Genomic DNA, 26897 nt, shown 5'->3' on the forward strand with positions numbered 1-26897 from the left:
CGGGCTGAATGCCGCTCACCCTGGAAAGGAGTCTGTACCGTGACACGTAAACCGCTGCTGATCGCTTGGGCAGGTGGCCTTGTGCTGATCCTGCTGGGATATGGCGTGATCGACCAGCCCATTGCCTATTGGGCCCATGCAGGCGACCTGCGCCGTCTGGCGTGGCCCAACCTGATGACCCATGTGGCGGACTGGCTGACGGTGCTGGCGGTACTGCTGATCATTGTCCTGGGCATCGGTCAGCGATTGTTGCCCGTGCATCGTCACCGCTGCTTCGTGCTGGCCTTCAGCGTCCTGGTCGCCAAGGGCGTGAAGGATTCGCTCAAGCCTGTCTTCGGTCGTTATTGGCCGGAGACCTGGACCCATGGTAATCCCTCGCTGATCCATAATCAGGCTTATGGCTTCAACTGGTTTCACGGCGGAGACTGGTACGCGTCCTTTCCTTCTGGACATACCACAGTTGCCTACGCTGCCGCCGTGGCGATTGCCCTGTGCTGGCCCCGCCTGAGGGGACTTGCGGTAGTAATAGCTGCGGTAGTGCCGGTGGGGCTTTTGCTGTGTAACTACCATTTCTTTTCCGATGTGGTCGCCGGTGGCTTGCTTGGCGCCAGCGTAGCGGTACTCGTCACCAAGGTCATGGGTGTGGCGTCGAAAGGGCGATAAGATCTTCTGTATCCACCTCGCGTCCGAGCATAGCTTTGTAGGCGGCCAGCTCATCACGGTCCATTACCTGAAGGGCTACGCCCAGCAGCGTTGCGGGGCGGGCTTTGGCCAGGTTGGCCTCAAGGTTTCTCCAGGTTGAGTGGCCCTTATCGAAAATCCGGGCACCGGGCGTGCCGCCTATCTCGATCTTCACGCCTTCAACCTTGAACTGCACGTACTCCACATCCCAGCCTTCCTCGCAGCGGCGTTCGAGGGGCTTGGTCGTGACAGCAGCGCCGGCAGCGGCTATTTCTTGCAAATGGTCTGCTGGAACCAGGAGATCAATATCGTTCAGCGGGCGTCTGGCGCCATAAACATGGGCCGCCAGACCACCGCATAAAAGAAAAGGGATGCGTCGCTGGTTCAGCTGATCGACGATCCAGTGCAAGACAGCAGCGTGACTCATGGGAACCCCTTTTGGCTCTACTGCGTATCTGCCTTGCAGTATAGAGGCGCTACGCAGCCGTCAGCATGCCCTGCTTTTCGATAAAGGCGATGATGTCCTCCAGGCCCTGGCCCACTTTCTGGTTGCTGAACACGAACGGCTTCTCGCCCCGCATCTTGCGGGCGTCACGGTCCATCACCTCAAGTGAGGCACCGACCATTGGGGCAAGATCCACCTTGTTGATAACCAGCAGGTCAGACTTGCAGATGCCCGGGCCGCCCTTGCGGGGGAGCTTGTCGCCCGCAGACACGTCGATCACGTAGATAGTCAGGTCGGACAGCTCCGGGCTGAACGTGGCGGAAAGGTTATCGCCGCCGGATTCGACCAGGATCAGATCAAGACCAGGAAAGCGGCGGTTGAGCTGGTCTACCGCTTCCAGGTTGATGGAAGCATCCTCACGGATGGCCGTGTGCGGGCAGCCACCGGTTTCCACGCCGATGATGCGCTCAGGGGCCAACGCCTCGTTGCGCACGAGAAAATCGGCATCTTCACGGGTATAGATATCGTTGGTGACAACCGCCAGGTTGTAACGATCACGCAGGGCACGGCAGAGGGCGAGGGTGAGGGCCGTCTTGCCGGAACCGACCGGGCCGCCAATACCGACGCGCAGGGGTTGAGTGTTCATCGCGCTTGTTCTCCTAGGATCTGAAAAGACGGCTGTATTGTTGTTCGTGGGCCATGCTGGCGAGCGCCAGGCCAAACGGTGCGCTGCCCCAGAGGGTTTCCGGCAACGCGCAGGCAGTTGCGAGGGCTGCGTCCAGGGCTGGCAGGAGTTCAGAGGTCAGTCGCTGTGCTGCCTGCTGGCCGAGGGGCAGGGTTTTCATCAGAACGGCCAGCTGATTTTCCAGCCACCCCCAGAGCCAGGCTGAGACGGCCTCTGCCGGGGCAATGGCCCAGGCACGCGCGGCAACCGCCCAACCCAGGGCAAACGTTGGCTCGCTGGCCAGGAGGTGCTCGCGTGCCTCGGGGTCCAGTTCGGGCAAGTCCTTGAGCAGTTGCGTCAGGGAAAAACCGGTCTGGCGGCTCTCCAGGCGCAGCTCTCGGGTTTCTCGGCTGGCTGAGTGGCGGCCTGCTAATTCAGTTAGCCGAAGCCAGTCGCCTGAGGCTGCGGCTTGACAGTGAGCCAGCAGCAGAGGTGCTTCGAAGCGGGCAAGGTTAAGCTCCAGCTGATCTTCGAGCCAGACGCGAGCCGAGCTTGAGTCGGTTACGAGGCCGGTCTCGATGGCCGCCTCTAACCCTTGGGAGTAGCTATAACCGCCGATGGGTAACTGCGGGCTGGCCAGACGCATTAACGCCCAGGCCGGGCTCATATCCGCACCCCGAAATGGTGCAGCCGAGGGCCGTAATTGAAATCAGCCTCACCGTGGTGCGAATGGTGATGCCCACCACCATAAGCGCCATGCTCAGGTTGGAAAGGCGCCTGGATCGATTCACACGTAGCGCCCAGTTGATCCAGCATGGCCTTGAGTACGTGATCATCCAGAATGCGTAGCCAGCCATCGCCTACTTGCAGCGCAACATGACGGTTGCCCAGGTGGTAGGCAGCGCGGGTCAGCTCATGGGCATTGGCGCAGGTGATGTGCAAAAGAGCCTCGGGGCGGGCGCAGACGCGTACGATACGGCCGTCCTGGGCACGCAGCCCTTCACCGTCAAACAGGGGCGGCTGGCCGCGCTCGAGAAACAGCCCGACATCTTCGCCACTGGCCGTCACGGTTCGCAGCCGGCTCTTGCTGCGCGCCTCGAAGCCAAGGTGAATTTCTTCGTGCCAGGTATCGGGGGAGGGCAGACGGGTATGAATGACCAACATAAGGCAGTATCCGCTGTGCTTTATGAAGACTACAGCAAGCGGCCTGCCAGAACGCAACGGCTCGTTTCACCGGCGTTGCACAGGGGATCGTGCGCTCAGTTTGCCTGATTTCGGTGCAACAGCGGGTCGGAGGGCAGGGGTTCGCCCTGATTTGGTGCGAACAGCATGTTAAGGCCGCGCCAGTGCTTGGCACCGATCATGATGAAGCGTAGCTGATGAATGATCTTGGCCTGGGGCGTCTTGTGCGGCTCCAGTCCCTCATCAGGCACATCAATCAGCTCGGGCAGAGTGGCGAATACGGTCTTGACCACCAGATCCGCCAGAACATCGATGTCCTGACACGAAAGGTGGGGCAGCCGGTTGAGTTGGGACAGGTCTAATGCAAGGTCATCAGTAATGTGCTGGCGCAGTTCACTGATGGCCTGACGAATCGACAACGAACCGCCGTATTGCTCCCGGGCGAGAAAGATGAACTGGCTACGGTGTTCGGCGACGGCTTCGATAAAGATGCCGACCGAGGCATCAATCACACCACGCAGCTCGATTTCGTTATGACGTACCCGGCGCAGGGTTTCGCGAAAGGTCTCGCCCACTTCGGCAACCAGCGCAAGTCCAAAGGCATCCATATCGGGAAAGTGCCGGTAGAACCCCGCCGGAACGATACCGGCGCTGCGGGTCACTTCTCTAAGACTCAAACTGCCGAAGCCGCGGCCACTGCTCATGAGCATACGTGCAGCATCCAGCAGGGCATGGCGGGTTTGCAGTTTTTGCTCGGCGCGGGAGGACATGGCGGTTTTCCAATCAGGCAAGGGGGTACTCTATCAAATACCCGCACGTCCGGTTGAAACACTTGTCGTGTGACAAAATCCGGGCGCCGGTAGTCTGTCTGCATATGGCGCACTATCCAGGTGATAATCGATGCGCTTAAAGATGAAGCACCCACGGCCGATAGCCGTGCCTTCGATCGCTCTCTTCCCGCCAGGATTGGCTCAGCTCAAATCAGACGACTCATGTTCAGCCCGCTTGTCACATTTCCCGCGCTCTATATTGCTACGCTCCTGATGCTGGCCGGTTCCGGCCTCTTCACCACTTACATCGGCCTTCGCCTGACGGAACAGGGGGCGGGCGATCTGTGGGTCGGCTGCCTGATGGCGGCGTATTATTTCGGGCTGGTCTGCGGTGGCAAACTCGGCCACCGGCTGATCGCCAACGTAGGGCATATCCGCTCATACGTCGCCTGCGCCGGCGGCGCGACGGTGACGGTACTCATTCACGCCCTGACCGATCATCTGGGCGTCTGGCTGGTGCTGCGCTTCATCATGGGTATTCTGATGATGAACCAGTACATGGTGATTGAAAGCTGGCTCAACGAGCAGGCCGAAAACCACCAGCGGGGCAAGGTGTTTGCCGGCTACATGGTGGCGGTGGATCTGGGACTGGTGGTCGGACAGGCCTTGCTGGCCGTACACCCGGCACTGGATTACAAGCCGCTGCTGCTGGTGGCAATCTGCTTTGCGTCCTGCCTGATTCCCATCGCCATGACGCGTCGCGTACACCCGGCCAAGCTGGTCGCCGCGCCCCTTGAAATCAAGTTCTTCTGGCAGCGCGTACCGCAGTCACTGGTCACGATCTTTGCCGCTGGCCTGATGGTCGGTGCCTTCTATGGTCTGGCGCCGGTATATGCCAACCGCAATGGGCTCGATACGGCGCAGTCGAGTATGTTTGTAGGTATATGCATCGTGGCAGGTTTTTGTGCACAGTGGCCGCTAGGCTGGTTGTCCGATCGGGTCGACCGCTGCAAGTTGATCCGCGCCAACGCCGTGCTGCTCTGCCTGGCGGCAATTCCGATGTGGGGATACATCACCTTGCCCTATGCCGGACTGCTCGGCACCGGCTTTTTGACTGGCATGCTGCTGTTCACGTTGTATCCGTTGTCAGTGGCCTATGCCAATGACCATGTGGAGCCCTCGCGCCGCGTGGAGCTTTCCGCCATGCTGCTGACCACCTATGGCGTAGGCGCTTGTATTGGTCCGCTGCTGGCCGGTGCGCTGATGAATCAGTTTGGTCCCGGCATGTTCTACATTCTGGTGTCGATCTATGCCGTCATTTTGATCATCTGGGTTCAGCCTCGCTTCGTAACAAATGAGCATCTCGTGGATGAAGCACCACTGCATCACGTGGCGATGCCGGATACAGTTAGCCCGATGGCCGCAACGCTCGACCCCCGCGTGGAGGAAGTGCCCGAGGAGCTGATGGTGGATACGCCGCCTAACATTGGCCGCTCCGATGGCCTCCCGGATGAAAAGCCGGTCGCCTGACAGGTCGCATGAAATAGTCGCGTAAAGCAGTCGCTATAAATAAAAAAGCCCGATCAACTGGTCGGGCTTTTTTATGGGGCCGGCATCAGACAATCCGGTGCATGCGGTGATGCGAGCGGTCGATGGTCTGCTGTGAATCATCGGCAGCCAGCTGCGGCTGAATGTGCTCCTGTTGACGCTGGATCATCCGGTCAATGGTCTGCTCGGTACCGTCTTCGGCTACCTGAAGCTGGTGCTGCTGGCGATGGATCATCTTATCAATGGTCTGCTCGGTACCATCTTCGGCTAACTGGATCTGATGTTGCTGACGATGAATCATCTTGTCGATGGTCTGCTCAGTACCGTCTTCGGCCAGTTGGGCAGGAGTATTCAGGCGGTTTTGCTGGCGCTCGATCAGGCGGCCCAAGGTCTGGTCGGAGCCGTTCTCGGTCAGCAGACGTTCTTCAATGCTCTTGGTTTGACGGTTGATCATCTTGTCCACGGTGTACTGGCTGCCATCTTCTGCGTACAGCTGAGCGGCTTGGGGCAGGGATTGAGCAGCAACCAGAGTGTTGAATGCCAGGGCGGTGAGGCCGATACCGAATGCGATAGTGCGTTTCATGATCTGTTTCCTCGATGGGATCGTTTCGACAGATTCAGTATCGGTTCGAGTTGATCGATTAAAAAATGGATCGTAGGCATACCAAACATCACCGGAAATGATGCCCAATCGAGGTGGCATATGTTCTCGTTGATAGTGCAGGGCGCGCTGATCTCTAGTACGCGCCTTTCAGCCCAAAGAGATCCCGTACTGCCCGGGCATATTCCTGGCTTCCGATGGGCATGCTGTTGGTGTGGTTGCCTCCCTCAATGAGCAATAACCGCTTCGGATCCTGAGCTTTCCTGAATAACTCCTCGCTGAAGCGGGAGGGTACGTACTGGTCACCTGTTCCATGGACGATCAGTACCGGCATATCAACCTGGTCGATCTTGTCGATGGAATTGAATTTCTCCGACATGATCCAGCGGATCGGCAACGAGGTGTCGACCACGGCAGCTGCTGCATCCGCCAGGCTGGTAAAGGTCGACTCGATGATCAGGCCGGCTGCGGCGGCGGGGTCGCCCTCCGGGTCTTTCTGTTTTGAAATCTGCTGAGCCAGGTTGACGGCTATTGCCCCGCCCAGCGAGTGTCCGTAGATGTAGCGTTTTTCAGGGTCGGGCTGCAGCTCAACGAGGCGCTTCCAGGCCACCCGGGCATCCTCATACACCGTGTTTTCCGAGGGCAGATCGCCAGGGCTTTCACCAAAGCCCCGGTAGTCGATGGCCAGAACGGAATAGCCCAGGCTGCGCAGGGTAGTGATGCGACGCACCTGGGCGGTCAGGTTCCAACGCGTCCCATGCAGGTACAGGGCAGCAGGGGCATCTTTCTTTGCAGCAGGCCACCACCAGGCATGGACATATTGCGTCGTGCTGATCCCTGTCGTGACGGGGATGTTGAACTGCTGGACGCCGGCGGGCACGCCCGAGAACCAACTGGCAGTGCCGGGTTCGATGTTGAACACCAACTCACGCTCTTTGTGGGCGAGTTCAGAACAGCCAAACGGCAGACCCACACCCAGCAACAAGGCAAGAAAGGCCAAGGGGCGCCAGCGGCGGCGAATCAATGTGGTAGACATGAACAGGGCTCTTGCGAAATGCGGATGGACCGTTGGAGGCGCGTTACCTAAGAGAGACTGGAAAACCTGCCTGGCCGTTCGGCAGAAGCCTTTAATGGATATTTCAGCGAACGTCTGCGAACAACTGGCGTCTTAATAAGTGAACGCACTTAATCAAGGAGCATGGGTATGTTGAAGTTTATTGGGGGCACTGCCGGCGTTATTTTCATCATCGGCCTGATCGTGGTTATCGGCATCATCAAGTTGATCTTCTGATGCGAGGCTCATGAAAAGCCCACCTGAGCATGCGGTGGGCTTTTTTATGGGCGTATGCGTTACTCTTCTTCGTCCTCAGGCATTTCTTCAAAGTCATCCGGGGACAGTTCCGCTTCCTGGCGCTCTGGTGCTACTGGCGATTTATCGGCCATGCTAGGTCTCCTCTGAGTGGGTGTACCTGTTGTGAGGAGCCGAAGTAACCGAAGTTCTGTACAGCCGACTTACGGTGTATCGCTGCTGCCTTTACCCAGATTTTTCTGCATCATCACCACATCATGCCACTGGCCGAACTTGAGGCCGACCTTTTCCAGAATACCTATCTGACGAAAGCCCAGGCTGCGATGGAGCCCGATGGAGCCTGCGTTGCTGCTGTCGCCGATAAGCGCCACCATCTGCCGCCAACCTCCCGCTTCGCAGCGCTCAAGCAGTGCACTCAACAGGGCTTTACCCAGGCCGCGGCCATGCCAGCCTTCCTCCAGATAAACCGTGTCCTCCAGGGTGTAACGATAGGCCGATCGCGTGTGATAGAAGTTGGCATAGCAGTAGCCTCGTACCATGCCATCCAGCTCGGCGACCAGAAACGGCAAGGAGGCTTCCTGAAGGGTCCGCAGGCGTCGTTTCATGCCGGCTTCATCGGGTGGAATTTCTTCGAAGGTGGCCGTTCCATGCAGAACATGATGAGCATAAATGGCCTGGATAGCAGGAATATCCGACTCGGTGGCATCACGGATTTGAAGCGAGGGTAGCGGCATGACCATGTCCTTCTTGAAGCGTCCTTCTTGATACACCCCGTCGCCTGGCTAGAACAAGCGTCTCGATAGGTGGTCCCCATTTCCGAGGGGTCCGAAACTCTACTGAGGAGAAAGACAGATGTCTGCTACCGCCAGGAAGACCGATCCGGAATTGTGGAACAGTGTTAAAGAGGATGTGACGCGTGGCTCGAAGGGTGGTCGTGCCGGCCAGTGGTCGGCGCGAAAAGCGCAATTGGCGAGCCAGGAATACCAGAAGCGGGGTGGGGGTTATGAGGGCGGCAAGGGCCCCGATAACCATCTCCAGCAATGGACCGAGCAGGACTGGGGGACAAAGTCCGGCGAGAAGTCCACCGAGACGGGTGAGCGCTATTTGCCTAAAAAGGCACGAGAGCAGATCAGCGACAGCGAATATGCCCGCAGCACTGCCAATAAGCGGCGCGACACCCGTCGAGGCAAGCAGCACTCCAAACAACCGGAGGATGTTGCCCGCAAGACGGCGTCTGCCCGTAAGACCGCTCTCTCCGATATGACCAAGACCGAGCTGATGGCGCGTGCAGCACACCATCAGGTCCGTGGGCGCTCGCGAATGAAAAAGGACGAGCTGATTCATGCACTTAAGCAGGCAGGTGAACAATGACGGCCAAAGCCCTTACCGAAGCGGACAAGAAAGAACTGCGCAGTGAATTCAAACAGGTGGTCAACATGCCGCCTGCCCGGCTGCGCAAGTGGTTGCAGGGCGAGGAGAGCCAGTCTGTCGGCATGACGGCCAAAGGCCAAAAGGTCAAGGCAAAGGCTGACGGCGAGGCGGTTGGCCATGAGATGGGCGAGCGTATCCTCGAGATTAAACGCAAGCGGCAGGCTGAGCTGAGCGAAGATGACTACCTGGCCATGCGTAAGGTCATCGGCTATGTACATCGGCACATCAAGCAGCGCCCGGATGGTGAGGTAGGTGATACGCGCTGGCGCAAGTCCCTGATGAACTGGGGGCATGATCCCTTGAAGCAAAAGGCCGGCTGATGACATCCCCAACCGCTCCGCCCCTTGGTCCAGTACTGGAAACCGGTCTTTATGTGGCTGACCTAGAAAAGGCTCGCCGTTTCTATGAGGAACTGCTGGGCCTGAGCGTCATGTTTCATGATGAGCGTGTCGCGGCCTATGACGCCGCACCGGGTAGTGTTTTACTGCTTTTCCAGCAGGGCACGACCGATACGCCTGCTCAGCTTCCCGGCGGCACCATTCCACCCCATGACGGTTCAGGCAGACTTCATTACGCCTTTTCCATTGCTCCTGAATATCTACAGCCGTGGCGTGATCATCTGGCGACTCACGGGATTGTGATCGAAGGTGAAGTGCGATGGCCGAAGGGCGGAGTGAGTCTGTACTTTCGTGATCCTGACGGTCATTTGGTTGAGCTGGCAACGCCGGGGCTGTGGGAAAACTACTGATCTGCCCGCTGCTCTAGTGCAGGGTATGCCGCCCGGTTCATGAAATATCTTGTTACGTCTATACGGGGCGCGTTCGACTGGTGGCCTTTCAGTCTCATTGCTCAATCGTGATGTTAGCGCTAACATCACGCAAAAATAAGAATGAGCGCATCGAGAAGCGCTCTGGAGAGCGCCATGACTTCACCCGTCAGTACCTCCGCCACACCCGCTCAGGCCCTTGTCATCATGGGCGTTAGCGGTTCAGGGAAGACCGAGACGAGCCTGGGCGTTGCCCGCTGTCTTGGTTTTCGTCATATCGAAGCCGACCATTTCCATTCCGCTGAAAACGTGGCCCGCATGCAGGCCGGTACGCCATTGACCGATGCCGACCGTATCGAGTGGCTCGATCGCCTGCGGCTTGAGATGCAAAAGGCCGTTCAGGATGGCACGGGATTCGTCCTGTCCTGCTCGGCACTGCGTCGCAGCTACCGGGACCGTCTGCGTGATGCCGTACCCGGCCTGCGTTTCGCGTATCTGTCGGTCGATTACGAAACGGCGCTCCAGCGCGTCGGAGAGCGTTCTGGCCATTACATGCCTATGTCACTCGTCAAGAGCCAGTTCGACACCCTCGAATCTCCCAGAGGAGAGCCAGGGGTGTTGTATGTCGATGCCTCCAAGGCCAGCGATGCGGTTGTTCAGGAGGTAAGCGCCTGGATGCATGCGCCAATTCCAAGTAGCGAAATGGCTGCCTTGATCAGCCTGGCCTCAAAGATGCCCGATGCACCTTCTCCGCGGAACGAGCCGCCCCTGACCAGCGAGCCGATCTATAACAACCGCACGGCCCAGCGCTTCGATAAGCTCACCGACAGCTTGATGGCCATTCTGATGGCCTTCATGGTGAGCGCTGTCTTTGTCAATGTGGTGCTGCGTTATGCGTTCGGCTCCGGATGGGCCGGGGCCGAGGAGCTGTCCCGGCTGGCCTTCGTCTGGCTGATCTTTGTTGGCGTTGCGTCCAGTATGCGTCGCGGCGAGCTGATGAGTTTTACCCTGATCCGTGACAAGTTTCCGCGCATTGCCCGGCGGCTTGTCGATTCGGTCAGCGCCTTGCTGATTGCCACAGGCAGCGGCCTGTCTGCATGGGGCGCGTGGTATCAGATGCAGTTTGGCTGGCAGAACGCGAGCCCCGTGGTGGGCTACCCGTTGGCTATCGCCATGCTGCCGGTGCTGGTCAGCATGATCGCACTCGCGGTGCTGGCACTGGTGCAACTGCTCAATGCCTGGCGTACCGAGCGGGAGGTACCGCCGGCCCTGGCAAATGTCACGGCAGACTGAGCCCGGTGTAATCAGTCGATTCCAATAACAAGACTACGAGGCACTGCCTCCCTTAAGGGCTGATCATGACCGTTGCTGTCTTTCTTTCCTCCCTGTTGGGCTTCATGGCGTTCGGGATGCCGATTGCGTTTGCGCTTCTGCTGACCGGCGCGGTGCTGATGTGGTACCTGGACTTCTGGGATGTGCAACTGCTGGCCCAGAATCTACAGGCCGGTGCCGACAGCTTTCCGCTCCTGGCTGTACCGTTCTTCATTCTGGCTGGCGAGCTGATGAACGCAGGCGGCATTTCCCGACGCATCATCACCATGGCCCAAGCCTTTGTCGGCCACAAGAAGGGCGGGTTGGGTTACGTTGCCATTGCCGCCTCGGTGCTGCTGGCCAGCATGTCGGGTTCGGCCCTGGCCGATACCGCGGCGTTGGCAACCCTGCTATTACCCATGATGCGTCAGCGCGGCTATCCGCTCAGCTCTTCCTGCGGACTGGTGTCGGCGGGCGGCATTATTGCGCCGATCATTCCGCCGTCGATGCCCTTTGTGATTTACGGCGTTGTAACCAATACCTCGATCAGCCAGTTATTCCTGGCGGGTCTGGTTCCTGGGCTCATCATGGGGGCCGGACTGATCATCGCCTGGACATTGATCGCCCGAAGCATTCACGAGCCGCCGCAGCCCAAGGCTTCCTGGGCGGAACGCCGTCACGCCATCGTGGATGGCATTGCCGCCCTGATGCTGCCGGTGATCATTGTAGGTGGCCTGCGGGGCGGTATCTTTACACCCACCGAGGCAGCCGTGGTCGCGGCGGTGTATGCGCTACTGGTGTCCACGCTGCTGTACCGGGAACTGAGCTGGAACGCACTGGTTGAAGTGCTGACCCGGGCCAGCCGCACCACGGCCTCGGTGATGTTCCTGTGTGCGGCCGCGACCGTTTCGGCCTACATGGTCACACTGGCCCAGCTCCCCGATGAAATTGCTGCCATGCTGGGACCGGTTGCCGACAATCCCAAGCTGCTGGTAGCCGCCATCATGCTCTTGATGGTGGCCATCGGCATGGTGCTGGACCTTACGCCCACCATCCTGATCCTGGGACCTGTCCTGGCACCCATTGCAGCCAAGGCGGGCGTCAACCCGGTTTATTTTGGCGTGATGTTTGTGCTGATCGGCTCAATCGGCCTGATTACGCCGCCGGTGGGCACGGTATTGAACGTGGTCGGAGGGATCGGACGCATCCGTATGGAAAAGCTGGTACAGGGCGTGTTGCCCTTCTTCTTTACCTATATCGCCATTGTTGTCCTGCTGGTGATCTTTCCCGAGATCATTACCGTACCGCTGAAGTGGTTGCATTGAACGGCCTGGGCCCTTGTAGCGCCCAGGCATCAGGCTTTATCAACAACAATAAAAGGAACGCCCATGAAACGCTTTCTCTTCGCAACCCTGGCCACGGCTGTGCTCTGTGGTCCGCTGGCCGCCCTGACAACCCAGGCCGCCGATGATATTCGTCCCCGCATGATCCGCTTCGGCTATGGCCTCAACGAAGACAGCAACCAGGGACGCGGCGCCAAGGTGTTTGCGGAGGAGGTGGCCAAGGCGTCAGGCGGCAAGCTCAAGGTGCGCACCTTTGGCGCCGGTAGCCTGGGCCCGGATGCCCAGATGCAGAATGCGTTGATTGGCGGCGCGCAGGAAATGATGGTGGGCTCTACCGCGACCCTGGTCGGCATCACCAAGGAAATGGCGATCTGGGATACGCCCTTTTTGTTTTCCAATGCAAAGCAGGCAGATTATGTGCTCGACGGGCCGGTCGGCCAGCAGATCATGGACAAGCTTCAGGATAAGGGCCTCGTCGGCCTCGTCTACTGGGAGAACGGCTTTCGCAACATGACTAACAACGTTCGCCCGATAAACAAGCTGGAAGACTTCTCTGGCATCAAGGTGCGGGTGATGCAGAGCCCGGTCTTCATGGATACCTTCAAGCAGCTGGGTGCCAATGCCGTGCCGCTGCCGTTCTCCGAACTCTTTACCGGCCTGGAAACCAAGGCCGTGGATGGGCAGGAAAACCCGTTCAACACGATTCTGTCATCCAAGTTTTATGAGGTGCAGAAGTACCTGACCGTGACCAACCACGTCTATAGCCCCTGGATCATGATGGCCTCCAAGCGCTGGTGGGATGGGCTGTCCAAGACCGAACAGGACATCCTGATGGCGGCAGCCAGAAAGGCACGTGATGCCGAGCGGCTGGACACACGCGCCGAAGGCGAAAAAGCCCTGGAAGAGCTGAAGGCCCACGGAATGCAAATCAACCAGGTAAGCGCAGAAGAAACCCAGCGCATGCGTGAAAAGGCGCAGCCGGCCATCCAGTCGGTTATCGATACCGTGGGCAAACCGCTGTTCGATCAGGTGCAGGCTGAAATCCAGAAAGCGCCGCAGTAAGGGCGCTTCACCCTGTAAATCGAGGGTGCAGTACCGATCTTCCGCATTCTGCTTGCAAGCCTTGCAACACCAGAAAACCCCAGCCTGCGCGCTGGGGTTTTTCGTTTATACAAAAAGTTATAAGCAAATGAATAAAAATGATTTTTAGGTATAAGCTAAGGCTTGCTATGGTTCGCTACATACCTGAAGGGCATACCGACCCTGACAGGATAGTTGAAGGGGAACGGCATGCTAGTGGTTTCGCTGGCGGGCAGCCCGGGGGCCAGATCCCGATCGAGCGTACTGCTCGGCGAGGCCCGGCAATGGCTGAACGCACATGGGGTCGAGGTAGCCTCCTGGCGCATCCAGGATTTCCCGCCCGAAGATTTGATCCAGGCGCGGTTCGAGAGCCCTCAGGTCAAGGCCTTTGTCGAGCACGTGCACAATGCGGATGGTCTTGTGGTGTCCACACCGATCTACAAGGCCTCGTTTTCCGGGGTGCTCAAGACGGTACTTGATCTGTTGCCGGAGCGGGCACTCAGCCACAAGGTAGTGCTGCCGTTGGCAACCGGCGGTTCGATTGCACATATGTTGGCGGTGGACTACGCACTCAAGCCAGTGCTGGCTGCGCTCAAGGCGCAGGAGATCCTGCCCGGCGTGTTCGCCGATGACAGCCAGGTCAGCTATGAACGCGAGACACCGCTCTCGCCTGCACTGGCGGAGCGCTTGGACGAGTCACTGGAGCTTTTTCTGGCCGCACTGGCTCGTCGACCGAAGCCGGTCGAGCCACATGTTTTGACAGCGCAGCTGACACAGGCACGCTGGAGCATCTGATGTAACCACTCCCACACGGGAGAACAGATTACCCACCTTACTGACCCGACAACGGGGCAGCAGGCAGGACACCACTCGAAGCCAAGGAGCACGCGATGCGCGTCAAACCCTTGCATCGAAGATGGGTTGCCGCGCTGCTGCTGGCCCTGTCGCTCGATGCCACCGTTCAAGCCGCCGAAACCTTACGGGTCGGCTATCAGAAATACGGCACGCTGGTGCTGCTCAAGGCCCGTGGCACGCTGGAAAAGCGCCTGGCTGAGCAGGGCGTTACCGTGCAATGGACTGAATTTCCCGGCGGCCCCCAATTACTGGAAGGGCTGAATGTTGGCAGTATCGACTTTGGCGTTACTGGTGAGACCCCACCCGTTTTTGCTCAGGCAGCAGGTGCTGACCTCGTATATGTCGCCCATGAGCCGCCCGCGCCGACCAGCGAAGCGATCTTGGTGCCCAAGGATTCTTCCATCCAGACGCTGGCCGATCTCAAGGGCAAGAGGATCGTCCTGAACAAGGGCTCCAATGTTCATTACCTGCTGGTTCGCGCGCTGGAAAAGGCAGGCCTGAAATACAGCGACATTCAACCAATCTACCTGCCTCCGGCAGATGCCCGCGCCGCTTTTGAGCGCGGCAGCGCCGATGCCTGGGTTATTTGGGACCCGTATCAGGCGGCTGCGGAAAAGCAGCTTCAGGCGCGCACGCTTACCGACGGTACCGGGCTGGTCGACAACCACCAGTTCTATCTCTCAACACGCCCTTACGCCCAACAGCACCCGCAAGTCATTGCCACGCTGGTCGAAGAGGTTCGTTCAGTAGGGGAGTGGGCAAAGGCCAATCCTGAGGAGGTCGCCAAGCAGGTCGCGCCGCTGCTCGGCTTGCCGGAAGACATTGCCGGTACGGTCGTGGCGCGGCAGGGCTACGGGGCCCAGTTCATCACTCCCGTGGTGGTAACTGCGCAGCAGAAGATTGCCGATGCCTTTACGCAGATTCGTCTGATTCCCAAAACGCTGGCGGTTCGTGACGTAATCTGGACGCCGCCTGCCAACCTTGCCCAGCGCGCGGAGGTAAAACCATGAAGCCTGCTTTCCTGACCCGCAGCCTGATCCTGCTCGGCACGCTGGCAGCGTTCGCGTTCCAGGGCGCCTCGGCCGATCCCGCCGAGTTGCGCATCGGTTATCAGAAGAGTGCCGTGAATCTGGTGGTGGCGCGGGAGAAGCGCTTCCTGGAGAAGCGCTTCCCGAACACGCAGGTTCGTTATGTGGAGTTTCCGGCCGGGCCGCAGCTGCTCGAAGCCCTGAACGCAGGCAGCATCGATTTGGGTGCGACAGGTGATATCCCGCCGATCTTTGCCCAGGCTGCCGGAGCCGATCTGCTCTATGTTGGCACCGAGCCCGCCAAGCCGTTGGCCGAGGTCATTCTGGTGAGCAAGGACAGCCCGATCCACACCCTGGCGGATCTCAAGGGGAAAAAGGTAGCCTTCCAGAAAGGCTCCAGCTCCCATGCGCTGCTGCTTCGAGCGCTTAATCAGGCAGGCCTCAACTACACCGATATCCAGCCGGTTTACCTGCCGCCTGCCGATGCCCGTGCAGCCTTCGATCAGGGCAACGTGGACGCCTGGGCCATCTGGGATCCCTTCTATTCGGCGGCGCTGTTAACCGGTCAGGTGCGTGTGCTGACCGATGGCCGTAACGGGCTTTCCAACTCGGGTTCCTTCTACTTGGCTGCCCGTCCGTTTGCCGAGCGCAATCCAGACCTTATCACGCAGATCTTCAATGCGCTGAACCAGGCCGAGGCGCTCACGCGGGCCAATCCCGAAGGCAGTATCGAAATCATGACGCGCCAGCTGGGACTGCCGCATGCCGTGGTGGACTCCTATTTCAGCCACCGCCCGGATTCGCCCATCAGTCCGATTACCGCTAAGGACATTGAGAATCAGCAGCAAACCGCTGACCTGTTCTACCAGAACCGCCTGATTCCCAAGCCGATACGCGTGGCCGACGTTGCGACGCCCGCCGTACCGGTTACTGCGCAACGCCAAACCAACACCGAGGTGACGCCATGAGTACCAAGCCCCTGCCTACGATCGCCAGCCGTCTGGTCGAGCGCTACCTGAATGGGATGGATCAGGCGATGGCACGCGTCATGGTGTGCCTTTGTCGACGCTCATGTGCAGCCCTTGCCCCTGGTGCCCACGGCTGATGCCGCTGAAAGCACCCTGAAGCCCACATTCGAATTAACCCAGATTTCCATCTGACGGAGCACTGTACATGAGCAATCTCAACGTTTTCTGGTTTCTACCAACGCACGGCGACGGCCATTACCTCGGCACAGCAGAGGGCGCCCGCGCCGTTGACCACGGCTACCTGCAACAGATCGCCCAGGCGGCGGACCGCCTCGGGTTTGGCGGCGTACTGATTCCTACCGGCCGCAGCTGCGAGGACTCCTGGCTGGTAGCGGCCTCGCTGATCCCAGTGACCCAGCGACTCAAGTTTCTGGTAGCGCTGCGCCCCGGCATCATTTCACCCACCGTTGCTGCTCGTCAGGCCGCTACGCTCGATCGCCTGTCCGGCGGGCGGGCATTGTTCAACCTCGTGACCGGTGGCGACCCGGAAGAGCTAGCCGGAGACGGGTTATTCCTGAGCCATGAGGAGCGCTACGAGGCCTCGGAGGAGTTCACCCATATCTGGCGTCGTGTGCTGGAAGGCGAGACGGTCGACTTTAACGGCAAGCACATCAAGGTCAAGGGCGCCAAGCTGCTTTATCCGCCGCTGCAACAGCCGCGTCCGCCACTGTACTTTGGAGGCTCGTCCGAGCCTGCCCAGGAGCTGGCTGCCGAGCAGGTCGAGCTGTACCTGACCTGGGGTGAACCGCTTGAGGCGGTGCGTGAGAAGATCGAGTCCGTACGTGAAAAGGCGGCTCGCCATGGCCGTACCGTTCGCTTTGGGATTCGCCTGCACGTCATTGTCCGCGAGACGAACGAAGAGGCCTGGAAGGCGGCCGACCGGCTCATCGCCAATCTGGATGATGCCACCATCGCCAAAGCCCAGGCTTCGTTTGCGCGGTTCGATTCGGTTGGTCAGCAGCGCATGGCTGCGCTGCACGGCGGACGACGCGACAAGCTGGAAATCGCGCCCAACCTCTGGGCCGGTGTAGGGCTTGTGCGTGGTGGGGCAGGGACTGCCCTGGTCGGTGACGGCCCTACGGTGGCCCAGCGGATGAAGGAGTATGCCGAACTGGGGATCGATACCTTCATCCTGTCCGGCTATCCGCACCTGGAGGAGTCCTATCGCGTGGCCGAACTCCTGTTCCCGCACCTGCCGCTCAGCCGGCCCGAGCAGCCGGCGGGTGCCAATAACATCAGCCCCTTCGGCGAGATCGTGGCCAACGACATCGTGCCATCCTCAACCACGAAGTATGCCGCGCAGAGCTGAGGAGGCGGTATGAATCATACGATTAACACCTCCCTGCAACGCGTAGCGCCCTGGGTGCTGCCCGTGCTGCTCCTGACCGGGTGGCAGGTGGCCGTGGAAACCGGCCTCTTGTCCAGCCGTATCCTGCCGGCACCCAGTGCAGTGTTGGAGGCAGGCTGGAGCCTGGTGCGCAGTGGCGAACTCTGGCAACACCTCGCCATCAGCAGCTGGCGCGCCAGTATCGGCTTTGCTATCGGAGGTGGTATCGGCCTGCTCCTGGGCTTTATCACAGGGCTTTCGACCTGGGGCGAGCGCCTGCTCGACAGCTCCGTGCAGATGGTCCGCAACGTACCGCACCTGGCGCTGATCCCACTGGTCATCCTGTGGTTCGGGATCGACGAGTCGGCCAAGATCTTCCTGGTCGCCCTGGGTACGTTTTTCCCGATCTACCTCAATACCTATCATGGCATTCGCAACGTTGATCCGGCCCTGGTGGAAATGGCGCGCAGTTACGGGCTCTCTGGCTATCGATTGTTCACGCAGGTCGTGTTGCCCGGGGCGCTGCCGTCGATCCTGGTGGGGGTGCGCTTTGCGCTTGGGTTGATGTGGCTGACCCTGATCGTGGCGGAGACCATCTCGGCCAGTTCCGGCATCGGTTACCTCGCCATGAACGCCCGTGAATTCCTGCAAACCGACATCGTGGTTCTGGCGATCGTGCTGTATGCCGTCCTCGGCAAGCTGGCGGATCTTGCGGCCCGCGGCCTTGAGCGTGCATGGCTGCGCTGGCATCCCGCCTATCAGAAAACAGGAGGTGCAGCATGACGGCCTTGCACAGTCTCCCTTACAAGCGGGGAACAGCCCTGACCCTGGAAGGGGTCGGCAAGCGGTTCGGTGAGCGCGACGTCCTTCAGGGCATCGACCTGACGATTCCCTCTGGTCAGTTTGTGGCCGTGGTGGGGCGCAGCGGTTGCGGCAAGAGCACCTTGCTGCGGCTGGTGGCCGGGCTGGATAAGCCGACTGGCGGGCAGCTGCTGGCGGGAAAGGAGCCGCTTGCCCGGCATCAGGAGGCGACTCGCCTCATGTTTCAGGATGCCCGTCTGCTGCCCTGGAAACGCATCATCGATAACGTCGGCCTGGGCCTCAAAGGCCATTGGCGGCAGAAGGCGCTAGAGGCGCTGGATGCCGTGGGGCTGGCTGAGCGTGCCCATGAATGGCCGGCTGCGTTGTCGGGTGGACAGAAACAGCGTGTGGCCCTGGCGCGGGCTCTGATTCATGAGCCGCGCCTGTTGCTGCTGGATGAGCCCTTGGGTGCGCTGGACGCCCTGACCCGCATCGAGATGCAGCAGTTGATCGAACGTCTCTGGCAGCAGCATGGATTCACCGTCCTGCTGGTCACGCACGACGTGGGTGAAGCCGTAGCCATGGCGGATCGCGTCCTGCTGATCGAGGAGGGCCGGGTCGGCCTGGACCTCGGCATCAATCTGCCGCGTCCGCGCAACCGCGGCTCGGCCGGGCTTGCCGCTCTGGAGGCCGAGGTGCTGGCCCGCGTACTGGCCCAACCTTCACTGCCCGGCCATCACGACACCGACTACCGTCCCACGCAACTGCGCTGGGCACTTTGATCACTTGAGGAGCACAACCATGACCATTAAAGCCATCAACGTTCGTAACCAGTTCAAAGGCACCATCAAGGAAATCATCGAAGGGTCGGTGCTTTCCGAAATCGACGTACAAACCGCTGCCGGGATCGTTACCTCCGTTATCACCACTCGCTCGGTCAAGGAGCTGGAGCTGGTGGTCGGCAGCGAGGTGATTGCCTTCGTGAAGTCCACGGAGGTCTCGATCGCCAAACTCTGATTGCCACGCGGTCACCCACGTCACGCTGCCTGTAGTTATTCCCCTATAAGGCACCTTTAGCCCGCCGCAAGGCGGGCTCTTTTTAAGACCGACGCCGATTGACCGTTTCAAGCGTGTGCTGGATAAGCGTATCGAACTGGATGGGCTTGCTTAAATGAGCGTCGAAGCCCGCCTGCATGGCCTTGTCGATGTCCGTCTTGCTGCCGTAACCCGTCAAGGCAATCGCTGGCGTCTGCTGGTTGAGACTGTCCTGACGCAACGCGATCATCAGCTCGTGTCCATCCATGCCCGGCATGCCGATATCCGACAGGATCAGATCAAAGACCTGCTCTTTGGCAAGTGCCAGTCCCTGCTCACCGCTGCAGGCCGGTGTAACCTCGGCCCCTTCGCTTTCAAGCAGCATCTGCATGGTTTCGACAATGTCTTCGGAATCATCCACCAGCAGCAGCTTGAGCCCCTGCAGTTGTCCTGCCTCCGCGCAGGTGTCGATACACTCGCAAGTCGTCTCGTCGTAGCTGCATTTCGGTATCCAGACCGTGAAGCGTGAGCCTTGGCCCAAGCCGGCCGATTCGGCTTCAATCCGGCCGTTATGAGCCTCGACCAACTGCTTTACTAGGGCCAGGCCAATGCCCAGGCCATGCCGGGCGCGCGCCGTATTGTGCATTTCGGCCTGGCCAAACATGTCGAATACCTTGGGTAGAAACTCAGGCGCGATGCCTTGTCCGGTATCGATGACATCCAGCCGGACGCTGTCGCCGTCTTCGCTCAGGCGGAGCGTAACGGTGCCGCCAGCAGGCGTGAACTTCACTGCGTTGTTAAGCAGATTCCATACGATCTGTTCCATCCGGGTGCGATCCGCCTCGATCAGCAAGGGCTGCTCGGACACATTGGGACCCTCCAGGCGGATAGACTCGGCAACTGCCGTAGGCCGCAGGACATTGGCAATTTCCTGCAGCAGGCTGACAACATCCACTATTGTGCGATCGAGCTTGAGTTTACCGGTTCGCACACGCGAGAAATCGAGCAGATCATCGATGATCTGGGCCTGACTGCGTACCGAGCGCTGGATCGTTTCGGCGGCGCGCAGCGTGGCGGCGGAGGCACGAACCGAGGGCGCGCGAGCAATCAACTCAACGTTCAACTGAATCAAATTCAACGGATGCTTCAGTTCATGGGACATGACGGCAAAAAACTCGTCCTTGAGCTGGCTGCTGGTTTCCGATCGGACCAGTTGATCGTCCTTCTCGCAGGCACGCTGATACTCTTCTGTGGTGTCCTGGGCGATCTTGGCATAGCCGCGTAGCTCGGTATCTCGCATAGGGTAGGTGACACCACTGCAATACAAGCGGCTGCCATCCTTGCGCTGATGCCAGCGTTTATCAAGGGAGTGACCTTTCTCCCGGGCAATTTTAAGCTCCTCAAGGTGTATGCCCTTGGCCCGCTCTTCAGGCGTGAAGATGGTCTCGATGCAGTGCCCGGTCACCTCCGCCTCGGGATACCCGAACATGATTTCGGCGCCATGGTTCCAGGTGGTGATGAGTCCGTTTTGATCCATGGTGATGATGGCGTAGTCACCGACGCTTTGTGCCACCAGCTTCATATGGTTTTCGCTGGCGCGTACCTGCTCTTCAGCTTCGCGTCGCCCGGTTATATCGATAAAGGTGAGTACCGCGCCTTCTATTCGGTCATCCGCCGTGCGGTAGGGCAGCATCCTGGCCAGATACCAATGCCCATTCGAGGCGCAGATTTCACGCTCGATCAGGTGCAGGGATTCGAAGACCCGGGTCGCGTCCTCAGCCAGTTCGTCGTAATCCAGCCGATGTGTAATATCGAGCAGGGAGCGTCCGGCATCGTTGGCTATGATATTGAACAACTCGGTTGCCCGGGGCGTGAACCATTTGATACGCATGCGACGGTCCACGAATACCGTGGCGATATCCGTTGAGGTGATCAAGTTCTGGAGGTCATCATTGATCTTGCCGGTTTCCTCAATCTTGCTCTTGAGCTCAGCGTTGACGGTAATCAACTCTTCGTTGATTGACTGCAACTCCTCCTTGCTGGTCTCCAGCTCCTCGGTGGCTGACCGCAACTCTTCATTGATGGCCTGAAGTTCCTCGTTTGATGCCTTGAGCTCTTCCGTCGAGGTTTCGGAGTGTTCAATGGTGAGCTGCAACTGTTCCTTGGTGCGGTGCAGCTCCGCTTCGAGCTGGGTGAGTACACTGTCCTTGGCTTCGTTATGCGGTGTGCTGGACTCCATGCTCATCACATCCTCGACTTCATCGAAGATCACCAGCATGAAATCGCTGTTGGCCTCATCGTCGCGGAAGGGGCGCACGACCATGTTGATGTAATACGTCCGATCGTCACGGGTGATTCGCACCCGCCGTGCCTCGACGCTCTTATTGGACTGTATCGCCTGGAAGAGCGCAGTCCGCAATTCAACGCGCAGTTCGGGTAGTACCAGGGTTGGCAAGTTGTGAGACGGCTCGCCGCCCACATAGCGCAGGAACCGCCCGGCACGGTCCGACATGTGCACAATGTTCGATTCGTGATCGACGATTACGCTGGGTGGCGCATACTGCTCCAGTACCCGGCGATGCACTTCGGCAAAAGAAACCTTCTTGCTGCGGCTCCCCTGATGTTGGGGCAATTGTACCGCTGGATAGCCTGTGCTGAGTTGCAGTACCGGGCGGGACCGAAGGATCCCGGCCGTGTTTTTGGCCTGATAGATACGGTTCTTTTTATCGACTGGCGTAAACAGGTTGCTGCACATGTCGGCTGATTCGGAGCTGCCTAGAAAAAGATAGCCCCCTGGCTTCAACGCAAAGTGAAACGTTTGCAGGATTTCACTCTGCACTTCACGGTCCAGATAAATCAGCAGGTTGCGGCAGCAGATCAGGTCCAGCCGGGAAAAAGGGGGGGGCGCTCAACAGGTTATGCGCCGCAAACAACACCCGCTCGCGAAGCTCTTTCTTGATCCGGTAATGTATCTGCTCTTTCGTAAAATGCTGGCGCAGACGGGGCGGAGGAACGTCCGTGACAATGGCTTGTGGGTATAGGCCTGCACGCCCTGTGGCCAGTGCCTGATTGTCGATATCGCTTGCAAACACCTGGACTTTGGCAGGCGAGCCTCTTAGCTCAGCCTGTTCGGTGAACAGCATGGCCAGGGAATAGGCTTCTTCACCTGTCGAACAGGCAGCAGACCATATCCGCATTTCACCGTCTTCGCTCTCTGTCGCAGCGAACTGCTCGAACAGGTCGGGAATGATGTCTCGCTCAAGCGCCTCGAAGGCTTCGCGATCCCGAAAAAAGTTGGTCACGCCTATCAGCATGTCTTTAAGCAGCGCCGGCGTTTCCTCGACATGATCATGCAGAAATGTTGCATAACTGCTCATATCCGGGATGGAGTTGACCTGCATGCGCCGTTCGATACGGCGCAATATAGTGGCGGTCTTGTATTGCTTGAAGTTATGGCCGGTGCGCGTTAGCAGCAGCGTCAGGATATCCCGAAGGGCCAGCTGATTCGTTCGATTCCTGATCTGAGGATCGATCTGCGGCTCGTTCTCTTCACGGGGATCGTTGATCGGTATCTGGATGTTTACCAGATTGGCAGCGACTTCCAGCAACTTTTGTGGCATCTCAACCACAGGCAGGACGATATCCACCACACCGGTAGAAATGGCGCTGTTAGGCATCGAGTCATATTCAGCATCCTGCGGGGACTGGGCAAGGGTAATACCGCCTTGCTCCTTTATCCGGGCAAGCCCCACCGAGCCATCGGCTCCGGCACCCGATAGCACGATGCCAATGGCCCTGCTCCGATGAACATCGGCCAGTGTCCGAAAGAACAAATCGATTGCTACCTGATCCCCGCGGGTACGCTGCGGATCTCCCAGACGCAGGTAGCTGTCGTTCATGCTCAGGTCTTTGCCCGGCGGTATCACATAAACGTGATTCTTCTCGACTGGGACAGGACTTGTGACCTGCTTTACCGGCATCTTGGTTACGTTTTGCAGGATACGGTCAGCCGCGCTCGTGTGCTTGGGCGACAGGTGCATTATGACTACAAATGCCATGTTGCTATCGCTGGGCATGTGTTCAAAGAACTTCAGAAGGGCTTGCAAACCGCCTGCCGAGGCGCCGATACCTACCACCGGAAAATCAATAGTGCTGCGAGTCAGGTTCTTCTGATTATCAGGAACCGATGGTTGGGTAGTAGTGTTCATATAACCCCGTACGATCCAGCGACTCGCCTATAGGTGAGGCGAAATGTAAGTAACAAGCCTTGCGCAGGAGTACTGTCAGGCAAACCTGTTAAAGCTTTTATATGGTCCAAGACAGCGCTCAAAAATTAGAAACAATGCGGTGAACAAAGGCCTTCAAGCATAGCGCCTGATTCAGGTCTTTTTCAGTAACAGACGAGTGGCCTGACTCCGGCCTGATACCTGTGTTCGCTGAATACTACTGAATTGAAGGTATCACACCACATACAGGGCGATGGTAATAAAGTGCAGCAGGCTGCCCCCCATGACGAATAAGTGCCAGATGCCATGCCAGTGGCGAAAACGATGATCGAACGCGAAGAAAACGATCCCTAGTGTATAAAGGCAACCCCCTGTGACCAGCCAGGTAAAGCCTGCCGCGCCCAGCGACGCCAGCAATGGATTGACCGCGACCAGAACGATCCAGCCCATCACGGCATAAATTACAACGGACAGAACGCGGGCCTCTGAACGGGGTTTGATCTCCTGCAGCATGCCGATGACCGCCAGCCCCCAGACGATAGCGAACAGCGTCCAGCCCCAGGGGCCTTTCAGTGTCACCAGGCAGAAAGGCGTGTAGCTGCCAGCAATCAACAGGTAGATGGAGAGGTGATCCACCTTGCGCATGACCGTTTTCGCACGGCCCTGCACACTGTGGTAAATCGTCGAGGCGCTATAGAGCAGCACCAGCGTGACGCCATAGATAATGATGCTGATGACCTTGGCTGGTGAGCCGTCCAGGCTGGCCCGTACCAGTAGCCATACCGCACCTATGAACGCCAGGGCTGCGCCGATCAGGTGCGTCCAGGCGTTGAATCGCTCTCCGTAGTACATAGTTCTCCCAGGCTGAATGCCTTCGGTTCATATCAGTACCGCGCCTGCGCCTGCATCATCGACAAGAACCCGTCTGGCATGGGCTTTCTACACGTGCTCAATCAGGCCTGCCGCTGTGCTGAACAGTTTGTCGCTTTGATCGCATGGCAGAGCAAGGATTCCCACCCGTCGCCGCACAGCTAAATAGCCGCACACCCCAGGCCGAATGCGCCTATGGTGAAGTAACTACGTTGCTATCATGCTGCCATGACCCCTTGAGGGTGTTTTATCTACACCCCAGCCTCTCTTTGGATCACTGCCGCCTCGGCTCGCACGGGATGTTTCCCTGCGGCCTACCTTATCCAGGAGCCTTTCATGTCTGATCGTCAAACCGGCACCGTCAAATGGTTCGACCGTGTCAAAGGGTATGGCTTCATTGTTCAGGCCCAGGGGCCTGAATTGTTTGTGCACCACAAATCGGTCAACGGTGGTCATGCGGTCAAGCAGCTGATCGCGGGCCAGCCGGTTTCCTACATTGCCGCTGAAGGCAAATTAGGGAAGGGTATGCAGGCTGAACATGTCGAGGCACTCTAGGTGCCTCGCACTGGCTTGTGGAGCCATAAACGCAGCGCTGGCTGCCAATATCTACCATTCTGCTCGGCGAGGTGTTTCACATGAAGGCGTATCTCAAGACCCTGTCATCCTCCTTTGAGGTTAACCGGCCCGTCATTTCAGCCGTTCGACCTGACGGCAGTCTGACGCTAACGTTTTCAACGCAAAACAAGGATGTGGTGGCCATACGTGTGATTTCCGCAGCCGATCTGGATGATCAGGAGCGGTTACATACGGTTATTGATGGTATCAAGACGCAGCTCGCGGTTATGGCTGGGAAAATGAACCGAAAAGCCGCCACCCGCAGCAACATGGTGTACCTCAGCCGATTCCGCAGTGAGTGGGCATTGGCACCGTTGGCACCGGGTTTTACAAAGCCATCTATATCACCGGATGGGCCCGTGCCTACCTGATCATTGTCCAGGTGCAGGCATGCCCACGGGGTATGCCTTGGGCGAATCGGTTGGCAGGCTATTTTCCAAGGCAATAAAAAAGCCCCGCAGTGCGGGGCTTTTTTGGATCAGGTGTCTTAAGCGACTTGAACCTGATCAGCTTGCATGCCTTTCTGACCTTTGACGGCCACGAAGGACACTGCTTGACCTTCGCTCAGGCTCTTGAAGCCTGAACTTTCGATCGAGCGATAATGGACGAACAGGTCCGGACCACTCTCAGGAGTGATAAAACCAAAACCTTTTTCATCGTTGAACCATTTGACGGTGCCATTTTGACGACCAGACATGATGTATCTCCAGGGTAAAATAAGGCTGCGGCGCTGAAACATTCAGGCCGAGACTGAGGTGCGAAAGTAAAACGAGCCGAGGAGATGAAACGAAAAACAGAACATCAAGCCAGGTATCGAAGTAGCAGTTGCAAAGCAGTGAGATCACAATACGCTTTTTTCAGCTCTTGTATACCTTTATTTTTATTTTCTCGATTATTTTTCTCTGCTAAAAACGATTTAAATAAAACTTGCCTAATAAAATCAGGGTGTTAGACCAAATAAATGGCTGTCCTATAATATTTGGGAGGAATAAATAATGGAGTAGTAATAGTCATATCTATTTTCATTTATTCCGTCCGTCTAGGTTCAGTATAAAAGCAACACATGGACGTGAAAGAGAGTACAGTGGTCTTACTGTATAGCTAATTGTCACCGCGATGCTGACTTGATGGCCTGTCTGAAATCATCTCCTCGGTTCCTCTGCCCGTTAGGTGCAGTCTCGGCGCATTTCAAAGGCTGCCGTGATTCATATGCCCAGGAGAAAAATCATGTCCATCAGACATCAAGGCACTATCAAGTGGTTTAGTGAAGATAAAGGGTTTGGCTTTATTATTCCGCAAGAAGGACCAGACCTTTTCATTCATACGAGCTCTTTTGAAAACCGAAGCTTCAGAGGCCCGAATGAAGGCCAGCTTGTGAGTTATCAACTGATCGTAGGGCCTAAGGGCTTCGAAGCGGGACAGGTCAGAGAGCGTTGAGATAAGGCCCCGCCAAGCCGGGGTTTTTCACGTTTATTAGCGTAAGGAAAATTCATGTCAACTGACGTATCAGCCCCTGTTCTTACCTATATGAAGTCGCAGTTTCTGCCCTTGGGTTTCCAAGTGCTGGAAGAGAGCGAAAAAGGCTTTGCCGTGCGCATCTTCAATCAGCAAAGCGGTATTACCATTCTAGAAGCCAGACGAGATAGTTCACCTTATCAAATGAGCCAGGGTGAGGCGCAAGTGTGGGTGACGGGCATCAAGCGTGAAATAGATAATCAGTTTGATACTCGAAGAAAGAATAGTCTGGCCAAAGTTTAACGAGGCGCAACGGTTATTCATTAACTATACAGGTACTTCATGACTGCCTGGACGATCAAGACCAGTGACGGAAGAACGCTACATAGCTGTTCATTACGAGGAAAGTTGGTCACGGTGGTATGGCAGGAAAGAAACATACCGGCTATGTGTACTGAATCCCAGCGGCCGTCTATTGAATTTCGCCATGAACATCAGGCTCATGCGTTTCTCGCTTCGCTGAAAT

Annotated in this window: 30 protein-coding genes and 1 pseudogene; 20 read left to right on the forward strand and 11 right to left on the reverse strand. The window is 58.0% G+C overall.

Annotation, left to right across the window (positions count from 1 at the left end; translation table 11 throughout):
• Positions 1-39 precede the first annotated feature (39 nt).
• Positions 40-663: a phosphatase PAP2 family protein gene (locus B3729_RS09810; protein WP_074821944.1), complete on the forward strand. Its 624-nt coding sequence runs from the start codon at positions 40-42 to the stop codon at positions 661-663.
• Here B3729_RS09810 and B3729_RS09815 read toward each other — a convergent pair.
• The 5 genes from B3729_RS09815 to B3729_RS09835 all read right to left on the reverse strand — a co-directional run bounded on the left by B3729_RS09815 (position 635) and on the right by B3729_RS09835 (position 3742).
• Positions 635-1108 carry a hypothetical protein gene (locus B3729_RS09815; RefSeq protein WP_286787761.1) on the reverse strand — a complete coding sequence of 158 codons (474 nt, stop codon included), beginning with the start codon at positions 1106-1108 and terminating at the stop codon, positions 635-637. The genes B3729_RS09810 and B3729_RS09815 overlap by 29 nt on opposite strands.
• A 49-nt stretch (positions 1109-1157) precedes the next feature.
• Positions 1158-1772, reverse strand: coding sequence for an urease accessory protein UreG (gene ureG, locus B3729_RS09820; protein ID WP_010795863.1), 615 nt, complete (start codon positions 1770-1772; stop codon positions 1158-1160).
• Positions 1773-1785: 13 nt separating this feature from the next.
• Positions 1786-2457, reverse strand: coding sequence for an urease accessory protein UreF (locus B3729_RS09825; protein WP_286787762.1), 672 nt, complete (start codon positions 2455-2457; stop codon positions 1786-1788).
• A complete protein-coding gene (ureE, locus tag B3729_RS09830; protein WP_019367365.1) occupies positions 2454-2954 on the reverse strand; it encodes an urease accessory protein UreE in 501 nt (166 codons plus the stop codon). Before ureE ends, B3729_RS09825 begins: the two co-directional genes overlap by 4 nt.
• A gap of 95 nt (positions 2955-3049) precedes the next feature.
• Positions 3050-3742, reverse strand: a complete 693-nt coding sequence (locus B3729_RS09835) for a TetR family transcriptional regulator (RefSeq protein ID WP_019367364.1) — start codon at positions 3740-3742, stop codon at positions 3050-3052.
• Positions 3743-3964: 222 nt separating this feature from the next.
• Between B3729_RS09835 and B3729_RS09840 the strand changes: the two genes are divergently transcribed.
• Positions 3965-5272 (forward strand): MFS transporter, encoded by a 1308-nt coding sequence (locus tag B3729_RS09840; protein WP_286787763.1) that lies wholly within the window; start codon positions 3965-3967, stop codon positions 5270-5272.
• Between the two features lie 85 nt (positions 5273-5357).
• Here the strand turns inward: B3729_RS09840 and B3729_RS09845 are convergent, their stop codons facing one another.
• The 3 genes from B3729_RS09845 to B3729_RS09855 all read right to left on the reverse strand — a co-directional run bounded on the left by B3729_RS09845 (position 5358) and on the right by B3729_RS09855 (position 7934).
• Entirely contained in the window at positions 5358-5873 is a 516-nt protein-coding gene (locus tag B3729_RS09845; RefSeq protein ID WP_010795858.1) for a hypothetical protein, read from the reverse strand.
• A gap of 154 nt (positions 5874-6027) precedes the next feature.
• Positions 6028-6927: an alpha/beta hydrolase gene (locus B3729_RS09850; RefSeq protein WP_286787764.1), complete on the reverse strand. Its 900-nt coding sequence runs from the start codon at positions 6925-6927 to the stop codon at positions 6028-6030.
• A gap of 476 nt (positions 6928-7403) precedes the next feature.
• On the reverse strand, positions 7404-7934 hold the full coding sequence (locus tag B3729_RS09855; RefSeq protein WP_286787908.1) for a GNAT family N-acetyltransferase: 531 nt from the start codon (positions 7932-7934) through the stop codon (positions 7404-7406).
• A 118-nt stretch (positions 7935-8052) separates the two neighbouring features.
• Here B3729_RS09855 and B3729_RS09860 point away from each other — a divergent pair, with 118 nt between their 5' ends.
• The 14 genes from B3729_RS09860 (at position 8053) to B3729_RS09925 (ending at position 19187) form a co-directional block, all read left to right on the forward strand.
• Positions 8053-8571: a Rho termination factor N-terminal domain-containing protein gene (locus B3729_RS09860; RefSeq protein ID WP_122041579.1), complete on the forward strand. Its 519-nt coding sequence runs from the start codon at positions 8053-8055 to the stop codon at positions 8569-8571.
• On the forward strand, positions 8568-8951 hold the full coding sequence (locus B3729_RS09865; protein ID WP_239383347.1) for a DUF3140 domain-containing protein: 384 nt from the start codon (positions 8568-8570) through the stop codon (positions 8949-8951). Before B3729_RS09860 ends, B3729_RS09865 begins: the two co-directional genes overlap by 4 nt.
• The gene (locus B3729_RS09870) at positions 8951-9379 is read left to right on the forward strand and encodes a VOC family protein (RefSeq protein WP_019367358.1); all 429 of its coding nucleotides are present in this window, start codon (positions 8951-8953) and stop codon (positions 9377-9379) included. Before B3729_RS09865 ends, B3729_RS09870 begins: the two co-directional genes overlap by 1 nt.
• A 174-nt stretch (positions 9380-9553) precedes the next feature.
• Positions 9554-10690, forward strand: coding sequence for a gluconokinase, GntK/IdnK-type (locus B3729_RS09875; protein WP_286787765.1), 1137 nt, complete (start codon positions 9554-9556; stop codon positions 10688-10690).
• Positions 10691-10755: 65 nt separating this feature from the next.
• Positions 10756-12033 carry a TRAP transporter large permease gene (locus B3729_RS09880; RefSeq protein WP_286787766.1) on the forward strand — a complete coding sequence of 426 codons (1278 nt, stop codon included), beginning with the start codon at positions 10756-10758 and terminating at the stop codon, positions 12031-12033.
• 63 nt (positions 12034-12096) lie between these two features.
• Positions 12097-13113, forward strand: a complete 1017-nt coding sequence (locus tag B3729_RS09885; RefSeq protein ID WP_286787767.1) for a TRAP transporter substrate-binding protein — start codon at positions 12097-12099, stop codon at positions 13111-13113.
• A gap of 228 nt (positions 13114-13341) precedes the next feature.
• Positions 13342-13926: an NADPH-dependent FMN reductase gene (ssuE, locus tag B3729_RS09890; RefSeq protein WP_074821979.1), complete on the forward strand. Its 585-nt coding sequence runs from the start codon at positions 13342-13344 to the stop codon at positions 13924-13926.
• A 95-nt stretch (positions 13927-14021) separates the two neighbouring features.
• Positions 14022-14996, forward strand: coding sequence for a sulfonate ABC transporter substrate-binding protein (locus B3729_RS09895; protein WP_286787768.1), 975 nt, complete (start codon positions 14022-14024; stop codon positions 14994-14996).
• On the forward strand, positions 14993-15982 hold the full coding sequence (locus B3729_RS09900; protein ID WP_286787769.1) for an aliphatic sulfonate ABC transporter substrate-binding protein: 990 nt from the start codon (positions 14993-14995) through the stop codon (positions 15980-15982). Before B3729_RS09895 ends, B3729_RS09900 begins: the two co-directional genes overlap by 4 nt.
• Positions 15979-16119, forward strand: a complete 141-nt coding sequence (locus tag B3729_RS09905; RefSeq protein ID WP_286787770.1) for a hypothetical protein — start codon at positions 15979-15981, stop codon at positions 16117-16119. Before B3729_RS09900 ends, B3729_RS09905 begins: the two co-directional genes overlap by 4 nt.
• A gap of 68 nt (positions 16120-16187) precedes the next feature.
• On the forward strand, positions 16188-17351 hold the full coding sequence (ssuD, locus tag B3729_RS09910; protein ID WP_010795842.1) for an FMNH2-dependent alkanesulfonate monooxygenase: 1164 nt from the start codon (positions 16188-16190) through the stop codon (positions 17349-17351).
• A gap of 9 nt (positions 17352-17360) precedes the next feature.
• Positions 17361-18152: an aliphatic sulfonate ABC transporter permease SsuC gene (gene ssuC / locus B3729_RS09915; protein ID WP_010795841.1), complete on the forward strand. Its 792-nt coding sequence runs from the start codon at positions 17361-17363 to the stop codon at positions 18150-18152.
• Positions 18149-18952: an aliphatic sulfonates ABC transporter ATP-binding protein gene (gene ssuB / locus B3729_RS09920; RefSeq protein WP_286787771.1), complete on the forward strand. Its 804-nt coding sequence runs from the start codon at positions 18149-18151 to the stop codon at positions 18950-18952. Before ssuC ends, ssuB begins: the two co-directional genes overlap by 4 nt.
• A gap of 19 nt (positions 18953-18971) precedes the next feature.
• A complete protein-coding gene (locus tag B3729_RS09925; RefSeq protein ID WP_010795839.1) occupies positions 18972-19187 on the forward strand; it encodes a TOBE domain-containing protein in 216 nt (71 codons plus the stop codon).
• 82 nt (positions 19188-19269) lie between these two features.
• Here the strand turns inward: B3729_RS09925 and B3729_RS09930 are convergent.
• Positions 19270-23413 (reverse strand): annotated as a pseudogene (locus B3729_RS09930) (CheR family methyltransferase).
• A 252-nt stretch (positions 23414-23665) separates the two neighbouring features.
• On the reverse strand, positions 23666-24283 hold the full coding sequence (trhA, locus tag B3729_RS09935) for a PAQR family membrane homeostasis protein TrhA (RefSeq protein WP_286787772.1): 618 nt from the start codon (positions 24281-24283) through the stop codon (positions 23666-23668).
• A gap of 354 nt (positions 24284-24637) precedes the next feature.
• Here trhA and B3729_RS09940 point away from each other — a divergent pair, with 354 nt between their 5' ends.
• On the forward strand, positions 24638-24856 hold the full coding sequence (locus tag B3729_RS09940; protein WP_010795836.1) for a cold-shock protein: 219 nt from the start codon (positions 24638-24640) through the stop codon (positions 24854-24856).
• A gap of 80 nt (positions 24857-24936) precedes the next feature.
• Positions 24937-25287, forward strand: a complete 351-nt coding sequence (locus B3729_RS09945) for a DUF3509 domain-containing protein (protein WP_286787773.1) — start codon at positions 24937-24939, stop codon at positions 25285-25287.
• Between the two features lie 116 nt (positions 25288-25403).
• Here the strand turns inward: B3729_RS09945 and B3729_RS09950 are convergent, their stop codons facing one another.
• Entirely contained in the window at positions 25404-25613 is a 210-nt protein-coding gene (locus B3729_RS09950; RefSeq protein WP_010795833.1) for a cold-shock protein, read from the reverse strand.
• Between the two features lie 530 nt (positions 25614-26143).
• On the opposite strand from B3729_RS09950, the gene B3729_RS09955 reads away from it, so the two are divergent.
• Positions 26144-26353 (forward strand): cold-shock protein, encoded by a 210-nt coding sequence (locus B3729_RS09955; RefSeq protein ID WP_286787774.1) that lies wholly within the window; start codon positions 26144-26146, stop codon positions 26351-26353.
• Positions 26354-26407: 54 nt separating this feature from the next.
• A complete protein-coding gene (locus B3729_RS09960) occupies positions 26408-26674 on the forward strand; it encodes a hypothetical protein (protein ID WP_286787775.1) in 267 nt (88 codons plus the stop codon).
• The last annotated feature ends 223 nt before the right edge of the window (positions 26675-26897 follow it).

The sequence above is a fragment of the Pseudomonas sp. UBA3149 genome (assembly GCF_002364655.1).
In the GTDB taxonomy this organism is placed as follows: domain Bacteria; phylum Pseudomonadota; class Gammaproteobacteria; order Pseudomonadales; family Pseudomonadaceae; genus Chryseomonas; species Chryseomonas luteola.